Annotated in this window: 16 protein-coding genes; 4 read left to right on the forward strand and 12 right to left on the reverse strand. The window is 69.6% G+C overall.

What is annotated here, in order from left to right; translation table 11 throughout:
- Positions 1–4: 4 nt before the first annotated feature.
- A complete protein-coding gene (locus ABH936_RS04955; RefSeq protein ID WP_281711503.1) occupies positions 5–994 on the reverse strand; it encodes a bile acid:sodium symporter family protein in 990 nt (329 codons plus the stop codon).
- 72 nt (positions 995–1,066) lie between these two features.
- On the opposite strand from ABH936_RS04955, the gene ABH936_RS04960 reads away from it, so the two are divergent.
- Positions 1,067–1,405 (forward strand): hypothetical protein, encoded by a 339-nt coding sequence (locus tag ABH936_RS04960; RefSeq protein ID WP_404602755.1) that lies wholly within the window; start codon positions 1,067–1,069, stop codon positions 1,403–1,405.
- A 324-nt stretch (positions 1,406–1,729) separates the two neighbouring features.
- Here the strand turns inward: ABH936_RS04960 and guaB are convergent, their stop codons facing one another.
- The 3 genes from guaB to shbA form a co-directional block, all read right to left on the reverse strand.
- Positions 1,730–3,256 carry an IMP dehydrogenase gene (gene guaB / locus ABH936_RS04965; RefSeq protein WP_062257899.1) on the reverse strand — a complete coding sequence of 509 codons (1,527 nt, stop codon included), beginning with the start codon at positions 3,254–3,256 and terminating at the stop codon, positions 1,730–1,732.
- 139 nt (positions 3,257–3,395) lie between these two features.
- Complete coding sequence (locus ABH936_RS04970; protein ID WP_074040289.1) at positions 3,396–4,694, reverse strand: hypothetical protein; 1,299 nt, start codon at positions 4,692–4,694, stop codon at positions 3,396–3,398.
- A complete protein-coding gene (gene shbA, locus ABH936_RS04975; RefSeq protein WP_404602756.1) occupies positions 4,691–5,368 on the reverse strand; it encodes an RNA polymerase sigma factor ShbA in 678 nt (225 codons plus the stop codon). The genes ABH936_RS04970 and shbA overlap by 4 nt, the downstream gene beginning before the upstream one ends.
- Positions 5,369–5,596: 228 nt before the next feature.
- Here shbA and ABH936_RS04980 point away from each other — a divergent pair, with 228 nt between their 5' ends.
- Complete coding sequence (locus ABH936_RS04980; protein WP_006944081.1) at positions 5,597–5,815, forward strand: RNA-binding S4 domain-containing protein; 219 nt, start codon at positions 5,597–5,599, stop codon at positions 5,813–5,815.
- A 347-nt stretch (positions 5,816–6,162) separates the two neighbouring features.
- Here ABH936_RS04980 and groL read toward each other — a convergent pair whose 3' ends face one another.
- Both groL and groES read right to left on the reverse strand, forming a co-directional pair.
- Complete coding sequence (groL, locus tag ABH936_RS04985) at positions 6,163–7,776, reverse strand: chaperonin GroEL (RefSeq protein WP_006944135.1); 1,614 nt, start codon at positions 7,774–7,776, stop codon at positions 6,163–6,165.
- Between the two features lie 145 nt (positions 7,777–7,921).
- Entirely contained in the window at positions 7,922–8,215 is a 294-nt protein-coding gene (gene groES, locus ABH936_RS04990; protein WP_006944132.1) for a co-chaperone GroES, read from the reverse strand.
- 291 nt (positions 8,216–8,506) lie between these two features.
- Here groES and ABH936_RS04995 point away from each other — a divergent pair, with 291 nt between their 5' ends.
- The gene (locus ABH936_RS04995; RefSeq protein WP_239304829.1) at positions 8,507–9,766 is read left to right on the forward strand and encodes a THUMP-like domain-containing protein; all 1,260 of its coding nucleotides are present in this window, start codon (positions 8,507–8,509) and stop codon (positions 9,764–9,766) included.
- A gap of 313 nt (positions 9,767–10,079) precedes the next feature.
- Positions 10,080–10,850, forward strand: coding sequence for a hypothetical protein (locus ABH936_RS05000; protein ID WP_239304827.1), 771 nt, complete (start codon positions 10,080–10,082; stop codon positions 10,848–10,850).
- Between the two features lie 72 nt (positions 10,851–10,922).
- Here the strand turns inward: ABH936_RS05000 and ABH936_RS05005 are convergent, their stop codons facing one another.
- The 6 genes from ABH936_RS05005 to alr form a co-directional block, all read right to left on the reverse strand.
- Complete coding sequence (locus ABH936_RS05005; protein WP_239304825.1) at positions 10,923–12,767, reverse strand: glycoside hydrolase family 3 protein; 1,845 nt, start codon at positions 12,765–12,767, stop codon at positions 10,923–10,925.
- A complete protein-coding gene (gene tsaD, locus ABH936_RS05010) occupies positions 12,764–13,822 on the reverse strand; it encodes a tRNA (adenosine(37)-N6)-threonylcarbamoyltransferase complex transferase subunit TsaD (protein ID WP_144708360.1) in 1,059 nt (352 codons plus the stop codon). The genes ABH936_RS05005 and tsaD overlap by 4 nt, the downstream gene beginning before the upstream one ends.
- The gene (gene rimI / locus ABH936_RS05015) at positions 13,819–14,490 is read right to left on the reverse strand and encodes a ribosomal protein S18-alanine N-acetyltransferase (RefSeq protein ID WP_404602757.1); all 672 of its coding nucleotides are present in this window, start codon (positions 14,488–14,490) and stop codon (positions 13,819–13,821) included. The genes tsaD and rimI overlap by 4 nt, the downstream gene beginning before the upstream one ends.
- Before the next feature lie 50 nt (positions 14,491–14,540).
- Complete coding sequence (gene tsaB, locus ABH936_RS05020; RefSeq protein WP_165584376.1) at positions 14,541–15,281, reverse strand: tRNA (adenosine(37)-N6)-threonylcarbamoyltransferase complex dimerization subunit type 1 TsaB; 741 nt, start codon at positions 15,279–15,281, stop codon at positions 14,541–14,543.
- Between the two features lie 200 nt (positions 15,282–15,481).
- On the reverse strand, positions 15,482–15,970 hold the full coding sequence (tsaE, locus tag ABH936_RS05025; RefSeq protein ID WP_404602758.1) for a tRNA (adenosine(37)-N6)-threonylcarbamoyltransferase complex ATPase subunit type 1 TsaE: 489 nt from the start codon (positions 15,968–15,970) through the stop codon (positions 15,482–15,484).
- Positions 15,967–17,169, reverse strand: a complete 1,203-nt coding sequence (gene alr, locus ABH936_RS05030) for an alanine racemase (protein WP_051806086.1) — start codon at positions 17,167–17,169, stop codon at positions 15,967–15,969. Before alr ends, tsaE begins: the two co-directional genes overlap by 4 nt.
- Positions 17,170–17,268 lie beyond the last annotated feature (99 nt).

Raw genomic sequence — 17,268 nt, forward strand, 5'->3', positions numbered from 1 at the left:
GATCCTATTCCCTCACGCCGTCTTCCGGCGCCCGCCCGAGGGCGGGTTTGTCGGGCCACTGGCGCGCGACCTGCGCGCAGACGATGAGTTGCAGCTGGTGGAACATCATGAGGGGCAGCACGAGCAGTCCGACGCCGGAGGGGAACAGCACGGTCGCCATCGGCAATCCGGACGCCATCGACTTCTTCGATCCGCAGAACACGATGGCGACCTGGTCGGCCCGCGAGAAGCCGAGGCGGCGCGCCGTCACGTACGAGCCGACCATGACGACGGCGAGTAGCACAGCGCAGATGAGAAGCAGCGCCACGACCTGCCACACGGTGACGTGACTCCACATGTGTTCGCGCATGCCGGCGCTGAATGCGGAGTAGACGACGAGCATGATGCCGCCGCGGTCGAGGTACGTCAGGCCCTGCTTGTGTTCGGCGAGGAAGCCGCCGAGGCGCTTGTGGCAGAACTGGCCGAGGATGAACGGCAGCAGCAGTTGGACGACGAGTTTCTCCGCCGAGTCGAGGCTGAACGCGGCCTGCCCGCCCATGACACCGATGACGAGCAGGGGCGTGAGCACGACGCCGAGCATGTTGGAGAACGAGGCGGCGCAGATCGACGCGGCGACGTTGCCGCGCGCGAGTGAGGTGAACGTGACGGACGACTGCACGGTCGACGGCAGCAGCGTCAGGTACAGCAGTCCGAGGCTGAGGGTGTGGGGCAGGAACGTGTCAGCGATGGGCCGGATGACGAGGCCCAGCAGTGGGAACGCGACGAACGTGAACGCGAGGACGAGCAGGTGGAGGCGCCAGTGGCGGAAGCCCTCTTTGGTCTCCTCGGTCGAGAGGCGCGCGCCGTAGAGGAAGAACAGCAGCCCGATGGCGATGTTCGTCGCCCATTCGACGGGCGCGACGGCACCGCCGCGTGCCGGCAGCAGGCACGCCAGGGCGACCATTCCGAGCAGGGCGAGGACGTATCCGTCGAGGTACTTGGTGATGAAGCGCACGGGTCATGAGTATCACCGGTCCTCGATGATGGAAACCTGCGGTGCCTTCCTCGGCGTGGCTACGCTCTTCGCATGGATGCCGCGAAGAAGCTCGACAAGGCCCGTATCGATCGGAGCCTCGTGGACGTCCATCGCAACCCTCGCTCTTCTGAGACCGTTTGGGGCTACGTGAGCGCCGTCGGCAAGAAGTGGGCTCTCATCGCGAACGCGCGCGACGGCGGGTACCCCGACGGGTTCACCGCTATTCGTCTGAAGGACGTGATCGCGGTGCGCAGACGCGCAGGCTTCGAGGACGCGTTCGCCAAGACGCGGACCGACTGGCCTGAGTCGCCGCTCTATCTCGATCTCGAGGCAGTTCTGCCCGCGCGTCCTGATGTGGGCGTCGTCGCGACCAAGATGCTTCGTGACTGATCCGAGGTGCGGAACCGGTGACTCCATCCAACGCGCACCAGCGAGGCCAGCTGAACTGATCGTTGCCCGCAATCGCGTCATCCATGGGGCGTTTTCGGGCAACGTCCGTGGTCACCCGTACCAGCCGCTCCCTCCCACGACCGCACCACGACCGACACCGACGTCAGCGAGGCCCCGAACTCCGCAAGCGGTGGCCGAACCCTCCCACGACCGCAGCACCCGACGACGCAGACGCACGAAGGCGACCCCGTCGCGAGCTTGCGAGTGACCGGGGTCGCCTTCGTGGCGCATGACGTTGCCGCTCCCGGATCCGGACGGCACACGTCAGCGAATGGAGTAATTCGGGGCTTCGACGATGCCTTGGACGTCGTGGGGGTGACTTTCTTTGAGCCCGGCGGAGGTGATGCGCACGAATTGGCCGCGCTTCTGCAGTTCGGGGATCGTCGAGCCGCCGACGTAGAACATCGACTGGTGCAGGCCGCCGACGAGTTGGCGGACGGCGTTGCTGACGGGGCCCTTGTAGGAGACGCGGCCTTCGATGCCTTCGGGGACGAGTTGGTCGTCGCTGATGACGTCGGCCTGGAAGTAGCGGTCCTTGGAATAGGACTTCTTGCCGCGTGAGCTCATCGCTCCGAGTGAGCCCATGCCGCGGTAGGCCTTGAACTGCTTGCCGTTGATGAGGACGACTTCGCCGGGTGATTCTTCGGTGCCGGCGAGCAGTGAGCCGACCATGACGGTGGAGGCGCCTGCGACGAGGGCCTTCGCGATGTCGCCGGAGTACTGCAGGCCGCCGTCGGCGATGACGGGCACGCCGGCGGGCTGGCAGGCCTGCGCGGCTTCGTAGACGGCGCTGACCTGCGGGACGCCGACGCCGGCGACGATGCGCGTCGTGCAGATGGAGCCGGGGCCGACACCGACCTTGACGGCGTCGACGCCGGCATCGACGAGTGCCTGCGCGCCTGCGCGGGTCGCGACGTTGCCGCCGACGATCTGCACGTGCTTCGTCATGGGGTCGGCCTTCAGCTTGCGGATCATGTCGAGCAACAGCTTGGCGTGACCGTGCGCGGTGTCGACGACGAGCACGTCGACGCCCGCTTCGATGAGCGTCGTCGCGCGCTGCCAGGCCTCACCGAAGTACCCGACGGCGGCGCCGACGAGCAGGCGGCCTTCGGCGTCCTTCGAGGCGTTCGGAAACTGCTCGGACTTCACGAAGTCCTTCACGGTGATGAGCGCGACGAGACGCCCGTCGTCGTCGACGAGCGGCAGGCGCTCACGCTTGTGCTGACGCAGGATCGCCGTCGCGTCGTCGTTCGAGATGTCGACGGGCGCGGTGACGAGCGGCTGCGGCGTCATCACGTCGCGCACCTTCGTCGTCGCCCACTCCGCGACGGGCGTGAAGCGCAGGTCGCGGTTGGTGATCATGCCGACGAGCTTGTCGTCCTCGACGACGACCGGCAGCCCGGAGACGCGGTACTGGCCGCAGATCGCGTCGAGCTCTTCGAGCGTCTTGTCGGGGCCGATCGTCACGGGGTTCGTGATGCGCCCCGTCTGCGTGCGCTTGACCAGGTCGACCTGGTAGGCCTGATCCTCGATCGACAGGTTGCGGTGCAGCACACCCATGCCACCCTCGCGCGCCATGGCAATCGCCATGCGCGCTTCGGTGACGGTGTCCATCGCCGCCGAAACGAGCGGAATGTTGAGGGTGATCTCGCGCGTCAGCTGCGCCGTCGTGTCGACCTCGGACGGGATGACGTCGGTCTCGCCGGGCAGCAGCAGAACGTCGTCGTAGGTGAGGCCCAGCGTCGCGAACTTCGGGGGAACGTCAGTGACATTGTCAGAACCGAAAGCCATTCACCAAGTCTAGGACACTCCGGCCCCTGCCCTCACCGCGCGTGACGACGGCACAGGTGGCTGCACGACGAGCCCGCCGCAGCTCCGGTCAGTGCGAGCCGGCAACCGGGCTCCACGACGAACCGCGCCGCAGCTACCGTCAGTCGGATTCGGCCGACGGGCTTCCCGTCGCGGTGGCGCCGGCGCTCGTCTGCGCGGTGCCCGGGTCCGAAACCGTGTCGGAGGGCGTCGGCGTGTTCGACGCCGACGGCGTGGTAGGCGGCGTGGCCGGACTCGTCGGCGTCGCAGTGCCGGACGAAGGCGTCGTCGGGCTGGTCGGCGACGTGGGCTGCGAGTGCGACGGCGCCGGACGCGAACTGCTCGGCTTGGATGTGCTCGAGCTGCTCTGCTTGGACGTGCTCGAGGACGAACCGGGCAAGGTCGATCCGGACGAGCCCGTCGGACGCGACGTGCTGGGCCGTGAGCTGGACGCCGAACCCGTCGACGGGCGCTGCGTCGTCGACTGGGACGAGCGCTGGCCGCGCGTTCCCGGCGTCGTGCGCTGCGGCGCGTCGCCGCGCGTCGTGGTCGTCATCGCCACGCTCGAGGGAACCTGCTCGGGAATCATCGAACCGGCGACTGAACCCTCACCCGAACGCTCGGCGCCTGATTGCGGGCCGGTTTCGGGTCGGGCTGCCTCACGACCGGCACTCTGGCCCTGACTCGGTCCACCATGCGCACTCGATCGCGCCGGTGCACCCGGCGCGGCGGCCATCGGTCCGGGCAGTGTCGTCGGGGTGGGAACGGCCGTGGCCTGCACTCGGGGGACGTCTGGTTCGGCGACGGCGCGCGCATTGCTCCAGTCGAGGTGCAGCGGCGCGAGAACGGTCGACAGGCTTCCGCCGTTGACGGCAGCGGCGACGCTGGACAGCGCGACGACGGCGCCGGCGGAGACGGCCGTGAGACTGGCACGTCCACTCCAAGCACGCCGCGTACGGCGCTTCGAGGTAGGTCGTCCGGTCGCGAGGTAGCGGCCACCGCCGGCGAACTCGTTCTCGCGCGAAGCTGTGATGTTGGTGTCGATGACGGGGTGGGCCGACACATCCTTGTCGTGTACCTCGGGCCGGCGCGTCACCTCGGGACGCGACGGCCGCGTCACGGCCTCGCAGGTCGCGTCGATCTCACGTGTCCAGGCGGTGAACAGGTCGCTCAATGCCTGCTCGCCGGGGCTGCGCTCCAGGTCGTCGTCACCTTCGCGGGCCGGGGGCTCGACAACGGGCCGCAACCGGGCGGGGCGCAGGGCGGAGACGCAGCGCGCCTCCGAGGGGGGAACCGTCGTGCCGCGTGAGCACGGCGACTCGACGACGGAGCGGGCTCCGAGAGCGTCGAGCAGGGCGTCGTCCTCGGCGATGTCACGCAGGTTGGCCTCGACGTCGAAGCGGGTGGCGGGCGGTGTCATCGAAGCTCCTCCCCCGAGGTCTCGTGCAGGGTGCGCAGTCGCGCGAGCGCACGGTGCTGGGCGACACGGACGGCGCCCGGCGACATGCTGAGGCTCGCGCCCGTCTCCTCGGCGCTGAGGCCGACGGCGACGCGCAGCGTCAGGATCTCGCGCTGCTGCGGCGTCAACTTCTCCATGAGCACGGACAGCCGCCGCGCGGTGTCGAGGTTGAGCGCCGCGTCCTCGGGGGTGAGGCCGGGGTCAATCATGTCGGGCACCTCGTCCGTCGGCACGGCGGAGCGGAAGGCGCCGCGCTGGACGTCGGCCACCTTGCGCGAGCAGATCGAATACACGAACGCTTCGAAGGGGACACCGCGCTCGACGTAGCGGGGCAGAGCCTTGAGCACAGCCACGCACACCTCCTGAGCCGCATCCGCTGCGAGTTCGCGGGAGCCACTGAAGGCCCCCAACCTTGCCGAGGCATAGCGAAGTGCACGTTGGTGCACGTCGTCGAGAAGTGTCTCCCGTGCCGCGTCGTCACCGGATCGCGCTGCTGAGACCAGCGCGGCGATGGACGAGGCTTCCCCGTTCACTTCCTCCATCGCTGTTGGGGTCGTGAGCGTTACATGGCGGCGCGCGGAACTCACCCGGGGCCATTCAGCCTCGGGTGAGGAGTATCCGGTCTCGCTCGTCATGCGGGCCTCTCCAAGGGGCTGCTGCGTGCTGTCGGACGGGGTTCTGCCTGCTCGTTTCTGGGCGTGCGGTCGCGCTTCAGTGTTCCGATCCGACGGTACTGCCTGTCGCGCTCTGACGGTGTGTGGGGCCGTAGATCGACGCTCCACGCTAACGAAGCTGGGGCCGCGGCGCCACCTCAGCGCCGCCCGCGATGGGACAATGGGGGCAGTCTCAGAAAGGAGTGCGTCATGAGCGCACACGCCGATGTTCAGATCCGTGACGAGTCGATCAAGCTCGGTCAGTTGCTCAAGCTCGCGAATCTCGTGGAGGACGGTGCGGAGGCGCGCGTGGTCATCACGGAGGGTCTCGTAACGGTGGATGGCGAGGTCGACACGCGTCGTAGCGCGCAGATCAAGGTCGGCAGCGTCGTGTGCCTCGAGGACGAGTGCGTGCGCGTCACGAACTGACGCCCGCTCCGCACCCCCGGCGCGAAGCCGGCTCCGGAACAACCTCGCGCGTTCCCGCCACCACCCGACGACGCGAGCCCCCCGGGCGAACAACGCCCCACGCTCCCACCATCGCACCACGGCGCGACGCCGGCGTCTGACCAACACCGCACGCTCTCGCCACCGCACCACGGCGCGACATGGACCCGTGACAGACGAATCCCGCCCCGTCCCACACTGAGCTTGCGAAGTGTGGGGCGGGGCGGGATTCGTCTGTCACGCCCGAAGCATCGTCGCGCCGAGCGGGGGTCTGAGCGGGGCGCATGCGCCCGCTCAGACCCCCGCCGGAAGACGAAGCGAGGGAAGGATCAGTGGCTGTGGCCGTGGCCGCCGGCGGCGGGGGCCTCTTCCTCTTCCTTCTTCTCGACGACGAGGGTGTCGGTCGTGAGCACCATCGAGGCGATGGAGGCGGCGTTGGTGAGCGCGGAGCGGGTCACCTTGACGGGGTCGATGATGCCGGCGTCGACGAGGTCGATGTACTCGCCGGTCGCGGCGTCGAGGCCCTGGCCGACGGGCAGTTCGCGCACCTTGGAGACGGCGACGTAGCCCTCGAGGCCGGCGTTCTCGGCGATCCAGCGCAGCGGCTCGGCGATGGCCTTGCCGACGAGTGTGGCACCCGTCGCCTCGTCACCCTCGAGCGAGAGGGAGTCGAGAGCGGACGACGCGTGGATGACGGCCGAACCACCACCTGCGACGATGCCCTCTTCGATGGCCGCACGCGTGGCCGCGATGGCGTCCTCGATGCGGTGCTTCTTCTCTTTCATCTCGACCTCGGTGTGCGCACCGACGGCGATGACGCAGACGCCGCCGGCGAGCTTGGCGAGGCGTTCCTGGAGCTTCTCGCGGTCCCAGTCGGAGTCGGTGCGCTCGATCTCGGACTTCAGCTCCTTGACGCGGCCCGCGACGTCATCAGCGGCGCCGGCGCCGTCGATGATCGTCGTGTTGTCCTTCGTCACCTGGATGCGGCGTGCCTGACCGAGCGAGTCGAGGTCGGCGTTCTCGAGCTTGAGCCCGACCTCCTCGGCGATGACCTGGCCACCGGTGAGGATCGCGATGTCCTGCAGCATCGCCTTGCGGCGGTCGCCGAAGCCGGGGGCCTTGACGGCGACGACGTTGAACGTGCCGCGGATCTTGTTGACGACGAGGGTGGAGAGGGCCTCGCCCTCGATGTCCTCGGCGATGATGAGCAGCGGCTTGCCGGACTGCACGACCTTCTCGAGGACGGGCAGCAGGTCGGCGATGGCCGAGATCTTGCCCTGGTTGATGAGGATGTAGGCGTCCTCGAGGACGGCCTCCATGCGCTCGGGGTCGGTGACGAAGTACGGCGAGAGGTAGCCCTTGTCGAACTGCATGCCCTCGGTGTACTCGAGCTTCGTCTCGGCGGTCGAGGACTCCTCGACGGTGATGACGCCGTCCTTGCCGACCTTCGCGAACGCCTCACCGATGAGGCCACCGATCGTCGCGTCCTGAGCGGACAGCGAGGCGACCTTGGCGTAGTCGTCCTGACCATCGACGGGGCGCGCGTTGGCGAGCAGCTGGTCGTTGATGGCCGTGACGGCCTTGTCGATGCCGCGCTTCAGGCCGGACGGAGCAGCGCCCGCAGCGACGTTGCGCAGGCCCTCCTTGACGAGCGCCTGGGCGAGAACCGTCGCGGTCGTCGTACCGTCACCGGCGACGTCGTTCGTCTTGGTGGCGACCTCCTTGGCGAGCTGCGCGCCGAGGTTCTCGTACGGGTCCTCGAGCTCGACCTCGCGGGCGATCGTCACACCGTCGTTCGTGATCGTGGGGGCGCCCCACGCCTTGTCGATGACGACGTTGCGGCCCTTGGGGCCGAGCGTCACCTTGACGGCGTTGGCGAGCGCGTCGACACCGCGCTCGAGGGACTTGCGGGCGTCGTCGTTGAATTCAAGCGTCTTGGCCATGGTTCAACCTTTCGTTCGAAGGCGCCGCGCGGCGCGTGACGCGCGCAGCGGAAGAGTGTGGGGTGCGAGTGAGAGGAAAGGACGAACCCGGCCCGGCCGTCAGACCTGAGCCGGGCTCGTCGTCACCTGCTGGCTCGACGGATCGTCAGGAGACGACCGCGAGCACGTCGCGAGCGGAGAGGATGAGGTACTCGGTACCGGCGAACTTGACCTCGGTGCCGCCGTACTTCGAGTAGATGACCTTGTCGCCGACGGCGACGTCGACCGGAACGCGGTTGCCGTGGTCGTCGATGCGACCGGGGCCGACGGCGATGACCTCGCCCTCCTGCGGCTTCTCCTTGGCGGTGTCCGGGATGACGAGGCCGGAGGCCGTGGTCTGCTCGGCCTCGACGGCCTTGACGACGATGCGGTCTTCGAGCGGCTTGATGTTGACCGACACGGTAGGACCTTCCCTTTCGCAGACCGCCCGATCTTCTCGGGCGGGACGGATGCTTTCGTTCCCTGGCCACACCACCCACCGGTGGCGGTGTGGCATGCATGTGGGCCGATATCGCCTCGCCGTCGCGGGGGTCGAGGGATGAGCTCACTGGCACTACCCAGGGGTGAGTGCTGGAACCGAATCTAGTAATGCCGTTGGCACTCGGTCAAGCCGAGTGCCAACTCGTTTCCGATGTTCGCCCACAGCGCATCGGGGGCTGCTCCGGGGGCCCCCGATGACACAATGGCGGCCATGGATGCGAGCGTCGTGCACGAGTTGTTCACCGACGACGGACGCGCGCTGCTCGCCTCGCTCCCGCCCTACGAGGAGAAGAACGTCGTCATGCTGACGACGCGGCTGCGCGCCGCAGGGCACTCCCCCGAACTCGTCGCCGCTGCGCTCACCCAGTCCCGGCTGCGGGCCAGGGCCGTCGACAAGTTCGGTGATGCGGCGGCGTCGATGTTCTTCACCCCCGACGCCCTCGAACAGGCCACGCGCGCACCCATCGCCCGTCTGCACGCGCAGCGGTTCCTCGACGCCGGGGCGAGCCTCGTCATCGACGGTGGCTGCGGAATCGGTTCCGACGCCGTCGGATTCGCGCGAGCCGGGCTCGACGTCATCGGCGTCGAAGCGGATCCGGAAACCGCGGCTCTGGCCGCCCAGAACCTTGCGTCGTTTCCCGGCAGTCGCGTCGTCACGGGGCGGGTCGAGGATGTCGCGGCTTCGCTCGACCAACCCGGGGCCGCCCGGTGGTTCGACCCGGCACGCCGCACGCCCGGCGTCGCCGACATCCGCGGGCGCACGAAGCGCACGTTCTCCCTCGCGGCGCTGACGCCGACCTGGGAGCTGATCCAGCACGTCGCGGCTGCCGCCCCCGCGGCAGGCGCCAAGCTCTCGCCGAGCCTGGCCCATCACGACGTGCCGAGCGGTTGCGAGGTCGAGTTCGTCTCCTACGCCGGCGACGTCGTGGAGGCGAGCGTGTGGTGGGGCGCCGCCGTCCGTGACGTCGGCAGAACTGCGACGATCATGCGTCCCCGACCGGGCGGCTCGAGGTCGTCCGGCGATCGCGTCCCGCCCGACGTCCTGCACGTCATCGAGGCCGACTTCGACGGCATCGACGCCGCGCCCGCAAGCCGCGCGTCACTCGGACCGTACTTCTACGAGGCCGACAAGGCGTTGACGCGCAGCGGCCTCGTCGGGGCGCTGCTCGACGCCACGGGCGGCCACGAGTTCACGCCCGGACACGGCTACGTCACGGCCGATGCGCTCGTCGACATCGGGCTGCTGGGACGCGCCTACCGCGTGCTCGACTCCGTGCCGCTGCACGAGAAGACGCTGCGCGCCTACCTGCGCGAGCGCGCCGTCGGCCGCCTCACGATCAAGAAACGCGACGTGGACGTCGACGCCGACGCGCTGCGCCGCTCGCTCAAGCTCAAGGGCTCGAACGCCCTGACGGTCGTGCTCGTGACGCTCGACGGCGAGCGCCTGGCACTCGTCGTCGAACCGCTGTGACGCTCGCCGCCCCGCTTCCCTGACGCCCCGCCCCATGACGCATCCGTGAGATCGAGCGATGTGGGCGAGTCCGAGCACCACAGTGCTCGGACTCTCCCGTATCGCTCGATCTCGAGGATGGGCGTGCGAACCGTGACCTGACCGAGATCCACGCCCCAGCTCGGACGCACTTGAGCCGTCGATACTGACGAACATGCAAACGTCCGAGGCGGGCGCCCTCTCCGAAGACTCGACGCCTGTGCCACCTGCTCCTGCCGAAACCACAGGCCGACGACCGTCCGCGCCCGGGCGCAGTGGCACGGCGACGTGGCTGATGAGCATCGCTCTCATCCTCTGGGCAGTGTGGGCCGTCAGCATCCTCGCCTCGCCGATGCGTTCCGGCAGTGTGGCCGACGCGGCCAGCGCCCTGCAGCGGCACGACGACGTGCGCTGGCTCGTCGTGCAGCGCCCCTCCGACGACGGCCCGAGCGGTCACTTCACGCCGGGCCTCGCCGACCCCCTCTCCCAGGAATGGCAGGATTCGCGTTTCACGACCCCGCGCGAGAACGGTGGCGACGGCGCGGGCACGCTCTCGTCGACGCAGGAGCAGCAGATCGCCTGGAGCGACAGCTCGGGGCTGCACGTGACGCGCGACTTCAGCGTCACCGGCTGGCGCACCGCCGAGGACGGCTGGCCCGACCCCGCGTCCAGCCCGTCGGCCGCCCTCTACCGATCGCTCGCGACCCAGGCTGCGTCGACGCGCGTCACGACGGTCCGCGCGCTCACGCCGCTGGGCACGATCAGCTACGCCGACGGCTCGGGCACCGTCGAGACCTACGGGGTCGTCATGCTGCTCAGCGTGCTGATCGCGCTGGGATCGCTGTACGCCCGCCAGCCCCGTTTCGGCACCCGTTGGAGCTGGTTCTGGATCTTCGGCTGCCCCATGGGCGTCGGCCTCGTGTGGTACGTGATGCGCGAGGGGTGGTTCGGCCGTTCCACGGCCCCTGCGCCCGATCAGCGACGTTCAGGCTTCGCCGGCTTCGCGGCGTTCGTCGGCATCAGCTGGGTGCTCGGTTCGCTCGTGCATGCTTGGCTGTTTCGCTGACGCCGTGTCAGCGAGTTCGAGCGAAATGGGGCGCACGCACGGGGCATGACGGTCCGCCGGAAGGCGGCACGCTCACCGACACGCTGAAGAGCCCACCCCGTCCTTGCCGACGGCGACGGGCAGCGTCCCACCGGCCTTGGCCTTGCCGGTCAGGACGTCCGCGAGCGCCGCGAACGTCGGCTGCGTCGAACCGTAGGCCGCGAGTCCGACGGTGTCGGAGCCGCGCAGAGCGAGCGGGTAGGGCGTGTCGAGGGCGATCTGCACGCCGCTGTTTCCGGCCTTGATCGCTCCTGACGTGCCGGGCGACGTCGCCTCCGCTCCCCCGCCGGCGGACGATTCGCCGGCGTTGTACACGCCCCCTTCGAGCAGGTTCACCCGCGTGCCCTGCAGTCCGACGTCGACGCCGCGGGCCTTCAGCTCCTTCGTCAGCGTCGCTCGATGTTCCGCCGTCCCCCCTTCGACCCGCACACGGCTCCCGACGAGGTCACGCCCGCAGCGCCCGCCGAGCTGGGTGATCGACGCCTTCGCGAGACGGCGCGCGTCGTCGTCATGGGAACCGCGCACCGACGCGTCGGGCGCACTGACGTGCTGGTGCCGCGTCGTCGCGACGATGCGCGCGGCGGATTCGATGAGCCGCTGGCGCGTCAGTTCTCCTGAGGCGACGGCCTTCTCGATCGCGCTCACCGACGCGCTCGCGTCGGCGGGCATGAGCACGACATCGGCTCCGGCCTCGAGCGCCGACACCGCTGCAGCGCCGCCGCGATCGAACTTCTTGACGATCGCGCCCATGTTCATGCCGTCGGTGACGATGAGCCCCTTGAACCCGAGCTTGTCGCGCAACTGGCCCGTGAGCACCTTCGGCGAGAGCGTGCTCGGCACGTTGGGGTCGACGTCCTTGACGACGATGTGCGCCGTCATGATGGCGGGCACGCCGGCCTTGCTCGCCGAGGCGAACGGCACCCAGTCGCGCTTCATGAGCTGCTCGACCGACTGAGCCTGGACGGCGTAGTCGACGTGCGTGTCCGTCGTCACCGAGCCGTGGCCCGGAAAGTGTTTGATGACGGGCACGATGCCGGCCTGCTGGTAACCGGCGACCTGCGCGTTGACAGCTCGCGCGACGCGCTGCGGGTCGCTGCTCGGCGAGCGCACGCCGATCGTCGGGTCACTGGGGCCGACGGTGACGTCCGCGTCAGGTGCGAAGTTCATCGTCACGCCGAGCGAACGCAGCTCCCGGCCTTCGTCCTTGGCGAGCTGCGTCGCGAGCGCCGCATCGTCGGCGGCGCCGTAGGCCATCGCACCCGGCAGTGGGGTGACGCCGGAGGTGATGCGGGTGACCGGACCGCCCTCCTGATCGATGCCGATGACGGCCGGCCACGACCGTCCGCTCTCCTTGACGGCGGCCTGCACCGCTTTCGTGACGGCCGGCAAGCCCGCTGACTCGTCCGTGGGGTTGCTCGGCACGTTGTCGCCCATGATGATGACCCCGCCGAGGCCATTGCGACGCACTGCATCGGCGGCCGCCTGCGGGCTCGTGCCCTGGTAGTACCCGACGATGACCTGCCCGGCGAGCTGCTTCGTCGTCAGCTTCGAGACGTCACCCGTAGCGGCGTCGAGCTCTGCCTGTGTCGGCAGGCCCGTGTCGGCCTGGGCGCGATTTCCGTCAGCCGGCGCCGATGCGCCGGCCGAACCGGACGCCTTCGACGATGCCGACGATCCGGACGATGACGCGGGCTTGCCGTCGTCCGACGAACTGCACGAGGCGAGCGTCATCGACAACGTTGCGGCGGCGACGACCGTCAGGCGGACGCGGCGTCGGCGGGGCGCGAGTCGGGCCTGGTCGGCGGCGAAGGCGACGCCCGCGGGGGCGACGTCAGGCGTGCCGGTAACAGGGGTGGTTGCGGGGGTGCGCGGGGTCATCCCATCACCTGTCCGATCGGCATGGAGGAGTCGGCGGGCACGGCGAGCGTTGACGGTGCGATGCCCTTCGCGACGAGGTGCGCGCCGAGCGTCGCGACCATCGCGCCGTTGTCGGTGCACAGGCTCAGTTTCGGCACGCGGATCGAGATGCCCGCCGACGTGCAACGCTGCTCGAGCACCGTGCGCAGCCGCGAGTTGGCCGAGACGCCGCCGCCGACCATGAGGTTGTCGCACTTGTAGTCGCGGCAAGCCATGACGGCCTTCTTCGTGATGACGTCGACGACGGCCTCCTGGAAGGACGCGGCGACGTCGGCAACCGGAACCTCTTCCCCGGCAGTCTGTTTCGTCGCGACCCAGCGGGTGACGGACGTCTTGAGGCCGCTGAACGAGAAGTCGTACCGGTGCTTCTCGAGGTCCTTCTTCGTCGACAACCCACGCGGGAACGGGATGGCCTTCGGGTCGCCGTCCTTGGCCGCCTCGTCGATCGCCGGGCCGCCCGGGTAGGGCAGGCCGAGTACGCGCGCCACCTTGTCGAACGCCTCGCCGCACGCGTCGTCGATCGTGTTGCCGAGGCTGCGCACGTCCGTCGCGATGTCGGGCACGTAGAGCAGGTTCGTGTGGCCGCCGGAGACGAGCAGCCCCATCGTCGGTTCCGGCAGCGGGCCGTGCTCGAGCATGTCGACGGCGACGTGCGCCGCGAGGTGGTTGACGCCGTAGAGCGGCTTGTCGAGGGCGATCGACAGGGCCTTCGCTGCCGCGACACCGACCATGAGCGCACCGGCGAGACCTGGGCCGACGGTGACGGCGATCGCGTCGACGTCGGTGAGCTTGACGCCCGCCGTGTCGCAGGCGCGACGCAGCGACGGGATCAGCGCCTCGAGGTGCGCGCGGCTCGCGATCTCGGGCACGACGCCACCGAAGCGGGCGTGCAGATCCATCGAACTCGCGACCTCGTTGGCGAGCAGCGTCGTGCCACGCACGAGGCCGATGCCTGTCTCGTCGCACGAACTCTCGATGCCGAGGACGAGGGGTTCGCGGGTGGCGGTGAGGCTCATCGGGTCTCCTTCAGGAGCTTGCGCATGATGACGGCGTCGACGTCACCGGGTTGGTAGTAGCGGCGGCGCACGGTGAGGCGATCGAACCCGGCGCGTTCGTAGAGACGCAGCGCAGGGTCGTTGTCGGCGCGCACCTCGAGCAGCAGGGCTTCGGCGCCCGCGTGCGTGGCGGCTGTGACGAGGTGATCGAGCAGCCGACGCCCCAGCCCTGTGCCGCGCGCCTCGGGGGTGACGGCGATCGTCATGACGTCGGCAGTGCTGCCGGCCACGTCGAGCCCGGCGTAGCCGAGGATGTGTTCTGGGTGACCATTCGCCGAGACGTGAGGTGCGCCGTCGGTTCGCGGCATCGACTGTGCGCTTGGCTCGCGATCATCGGCGTCGTCCGGCGAGGCCTCTGGGGCGTGCGCCGTGCCGTCAGCCACGACGCGCTGCTGCGGCACAGCAGCGCCCACTGCGACGACGTACTGACGGCGCGGGCGTGCGGCGAACTCGTCCCACCACGTGCGTTCGCGCCACGCGTCGTGCTCGAACAGCTGCGCATCGAGGGCCGCGAGGGTCTCGATGTCGCGCCAGGTGGCGGGGCGCAGGGCGACGTCAGCACTCGCCGTCGCCGCGGCAGGCTGCGCAGCGGGCTCTGGTGACGGGGTGTGCTCCGCGGGGTGTGCCACTGACGAATCACTCGAAGGAATAGCCGACAAACCCTGCGGTGCAACGCTGTTCATCGACCAAGAACGCGCGCGATGGGTGCCGCAGCAGCGGGCACGGCGTCAGGGCGGCGCAGGTAGAGAGGTTCGGTGTCGAGCAGGCGCTCCCCCGCCATGACGCGTTCGTGCGCGACGATCGCGAGGTCGGCGGCGTCGACGTCGAGCAGCACCTCAGCCTCGCCTGCTCCCGTCAGGGCCGCGTCGCCGGACGTGTCGACAGCACCGGCCGCGGCTGCCCGCGTCGCGTCATGGAGAACGTCGGCGTAGAGCCTCGCACCGCGACCGACGGCGGGAATGTCACCGAGCTGTTCGGCGACCGCGGCGGCCTTGTCGACGCCCGGGTCTCCTGCCGCGATCCGCCCACCGTCGATGTCGTAATGCGCCCAGTAGATCTCCTTGCGGCGCGCGTCCGTCGCGACAAGCAGCGGACCGCGCATCCCGAGCGTCTGCGCACGATGCGCGAGGGCGTCGAGGGAGCACACACCACCGATGGGCAGGTCGAGGGCGTACGCGAACGTCATCGCCGTCATGATGCCGACGCGCAATCCGGTGAACGGCCCCGGCCCCACTCCGACGGCGACGCGTGACAGGTCTGCGGGCACCACGTCGGTTTCCGCGAACATGGCCTCGATCGCGGGTGCCAGGATCTCGGTGTGACGACGCGCGTCGATCGTCGAGGTGCGCGCGACGACGTCACGCCCGTCGTGCAGGGCTGCCGTGACGGCGGAGGTGGACGTATCGATCGCGAGAAGCACCCATCCAGCTTATCGGCGGGACGCAACTCGCCTGACGAAGCTGCCGGCCGGCTGGGCGCGGAGGCTCACGTCGAGCAGCTCCGGGCGAGGTACCGGCCGACGCGGAACGCACACGTTGCCCGAGGCTGCGGCTGCGACTGCGGCGCGGTCACGACCGCTGCACGAGAAATGTGCAGCGACGCAGGTGCTGGCTGCGATGCTCAGTCGGCGACGAGCCCCAGAGCCGCGACGAGGTCGACGTCCGCCCAGCGCGGCCCGGCCGTCTCGACGGTGACGGTGCGGTCGTCGAGCCCGGTCAACGTGAGGTGCAACCGGTCCTCGGACAGCCCCTCGGCCATCCCGGCGCCCCATTCGACGACGGTGACGGCGTCGTCGACGGACGTGTCGAGGTCGAGGTCGTCGAGTTCACCGAACCCGCCGAGTCGGTAGGCGTCGACGTGGACGAGGGCCGGCCCGTCACCCAGCGACGGGTGCTCACGCGCGATGACGAACGTCGGGCTCGTGACATCACCCCGCACGTTCAGTGCCGCACCGAGGCCGCGCGTCATCGTCGTCTTGCCTGCTCCGAGATCGCCCGTCATGACGACGACGTCCCCCGCGCGCAGCACACCCGCGAGCGCCGCACCGAACGCGGTCGTCGCGTCGGCGTCAGGCAGGTGCTTGCTGCCGCGAATCACCAGGTCATTCACAGTCCGAGCTCCTTCGCCAGGCTTCCCGTATAGACGCGCGGCAGCCGCGTGCTCATGCGCGTGACGATCTCGTAGCTGATCGTGCCGGCGGCGTCAGCCCAGTCCTGGGCGCTCGGGCCCTGGGTGCCGTCGGACGCGCGCCCGAACAGCACGACCTCATCGCCGGCCGCGACGGCGGCGTCCCCGGCGTCGGTGACGATCTGGTCCATGCAGACGCGGCCGGCAATAGTGGTGCGCGCGCCCGCCACCAGGAGCGGGCCGACGTTCGACGCGGCGCGCGGCACGCCGTCTGCGTACCCGACGGGGATGTCGGCGAGCGTCGTCTCACGCGGCGTCGTGTACGTGTGGCCGTAACTCACGCCCTGCCCGGCCGGTACGCGCTTCGTCACCGTGACGTTCGCGGTGATCGACATCGCGGGGCGCAGCGTCAGCTCCTCGCTCGTCGCGAGGTCGGGTGCGGGCGAGAGCCCGTAGAGCGCGAGCCCGGGGCGGACGAGGTCGAAGCGCGCCTCGGGCAGGAAGAACGTCGCCGGCGAGTTCGACATGTGCCGCACCTCGAGTTCGAACCCGGCACTTTCACAGTCGGTTGCGGCGGAGGTGAACCGTTCGATCTGGGCGGTGTTCTCGGGGTGGCCGGGTTCGTCCGCGCGCACGAAGTGCGTCATCAATCCGACGACCTCGACATCACCCGTTGCCTGAGCAGCCTTCGCAGCCTCGACGAGGCGCGGCCAGTCGTCCCCATAGGCGCCGTTGCGGGCGAGGCCCGTGTCGACCTTGAGGTGCACGCGCGCCCGACGCCCGACGCGGCGCGCCGCGGCAGCGATCCCGTCGAGTTCGCCGACGGACGGCGCCCCGAGATCGATGCGCGCCTCGATGGCATCGGCGAACGGTGAGCCGGGAGCGTGCAGCCACGACAGCACCGGAACATCGAGGTCGCCGGCGCCCTCGGCGGCCGCGCGACGAAGCGTCATCGCCTCAGCCAACTGCGCGACACCGAGCCACGTCGCGCCCCCGCTGACGGCGGCGCGGGCGCTCGGCACGAGACCGTGACCGTACGCGTCGCCCTTGACGACACCGAGAACGGAGGCGCCCTCGGCGCGACGCGTCATCTCGTTGGCGTTGTCGGCGATGGCATCGAGATCGACGACGACGCGCGCCGGCGCGTTGCCGAGCAGTGCTGGGGCGGCTGAGTGAGTCATGATGCGCCCATTTTCTCACCCACCCCGCCCGCACTCAGCACCCCGATCCCGCCCCAACGGCGATTCCCGTCCAAATCGGCGATTTTCGTCCACATCGAA

The organism is Dermacoccus sp. GAS27A, assembly GCF_044909235.1.
GTDB lineage: Bacteria > Actinomycetota > Actinomycetes > Actinomycetales > Dermatophilaceae > Dermacoccus > Dermacoccus nishinomiyaensis.

Bases quoted from the DNA above. Each gene is read 5' to 3' on its own strand.
- guaB (WP_062257899.1), bottom strand. From the start codon at position 3,256: ATGGCTTTCGGTTCTGACAATGTCACTGACGTTCCCCCGAAGTTCGCG.
- shbA (WP_404602756.1), bottom strand. From the start codon at position 5,368: ATGACGAGCGAGACCGGATACTCCTCACCCGAGGCTGAATGGCCCCGG.
- ABH936_RS04960 (WP_404602755.1), top strand. From the start codon at position 1,067: ATGGATGCCGCGAAGAAGCTCGACAAGGCCCGTATCGATCGGAGCCTC.
- ABH936_RS04980 (WP_006944081.1), top strand. From the start codon at position 5,597: ATGAGCGCACACGCCGATGTTCAGATCCGTGACGAGTCGATCAAGCTC.
- ABH936_RS05000 (WP_239304827.1), top strand. From the start codon at position 10,080: ATGAGCATCGCTCTCATCCTCTGGGCAGTGTGGGCCGTCAGCATCCTC.
- ABH936_RS05005 (WP_239304825.1), bottom strand. From the start codon at position 12,767: ATGACCCCGCGCACCCCCGCAACCACCCCTGTTACCGGCACGCCTGAC.
- ABH936_RS04995 (WP_239304829.1), top strand. From the start codon at position 8,507: ATGGATGCGAGCGTCGTGCACGAGTTGTTCACCGACGACGGACGCGCG.
- tsaD (WP_144708360.1), bottom strand. From the start codon at position 13,822: ATGAGCCTCACCGCCACCCGCGAACCCCTCGTCCTCGGCATCGAGAGT.
- ABH936_RS04970 (WP_074040289.1), bottom strand. From the start codon at position 4,694: ATGACACCGCCCGCCACCCGCTTCGACGTCGAGGCCAACCTGCGTGAC.
- groL (WP_006944135.1), bottom strand. From the start codon at position 7,776: ATGGCCAAGACGCTTGAATTCAACGACGACGCCCGCAAGTCCCTCGAG.
- alr (WP_051806086.1), bottom strand. From the start codon at position 17,169: ATGACTCACTCAGCCGCCCCAGCACTGCTCGGCAACGCGCCGGCGCGC.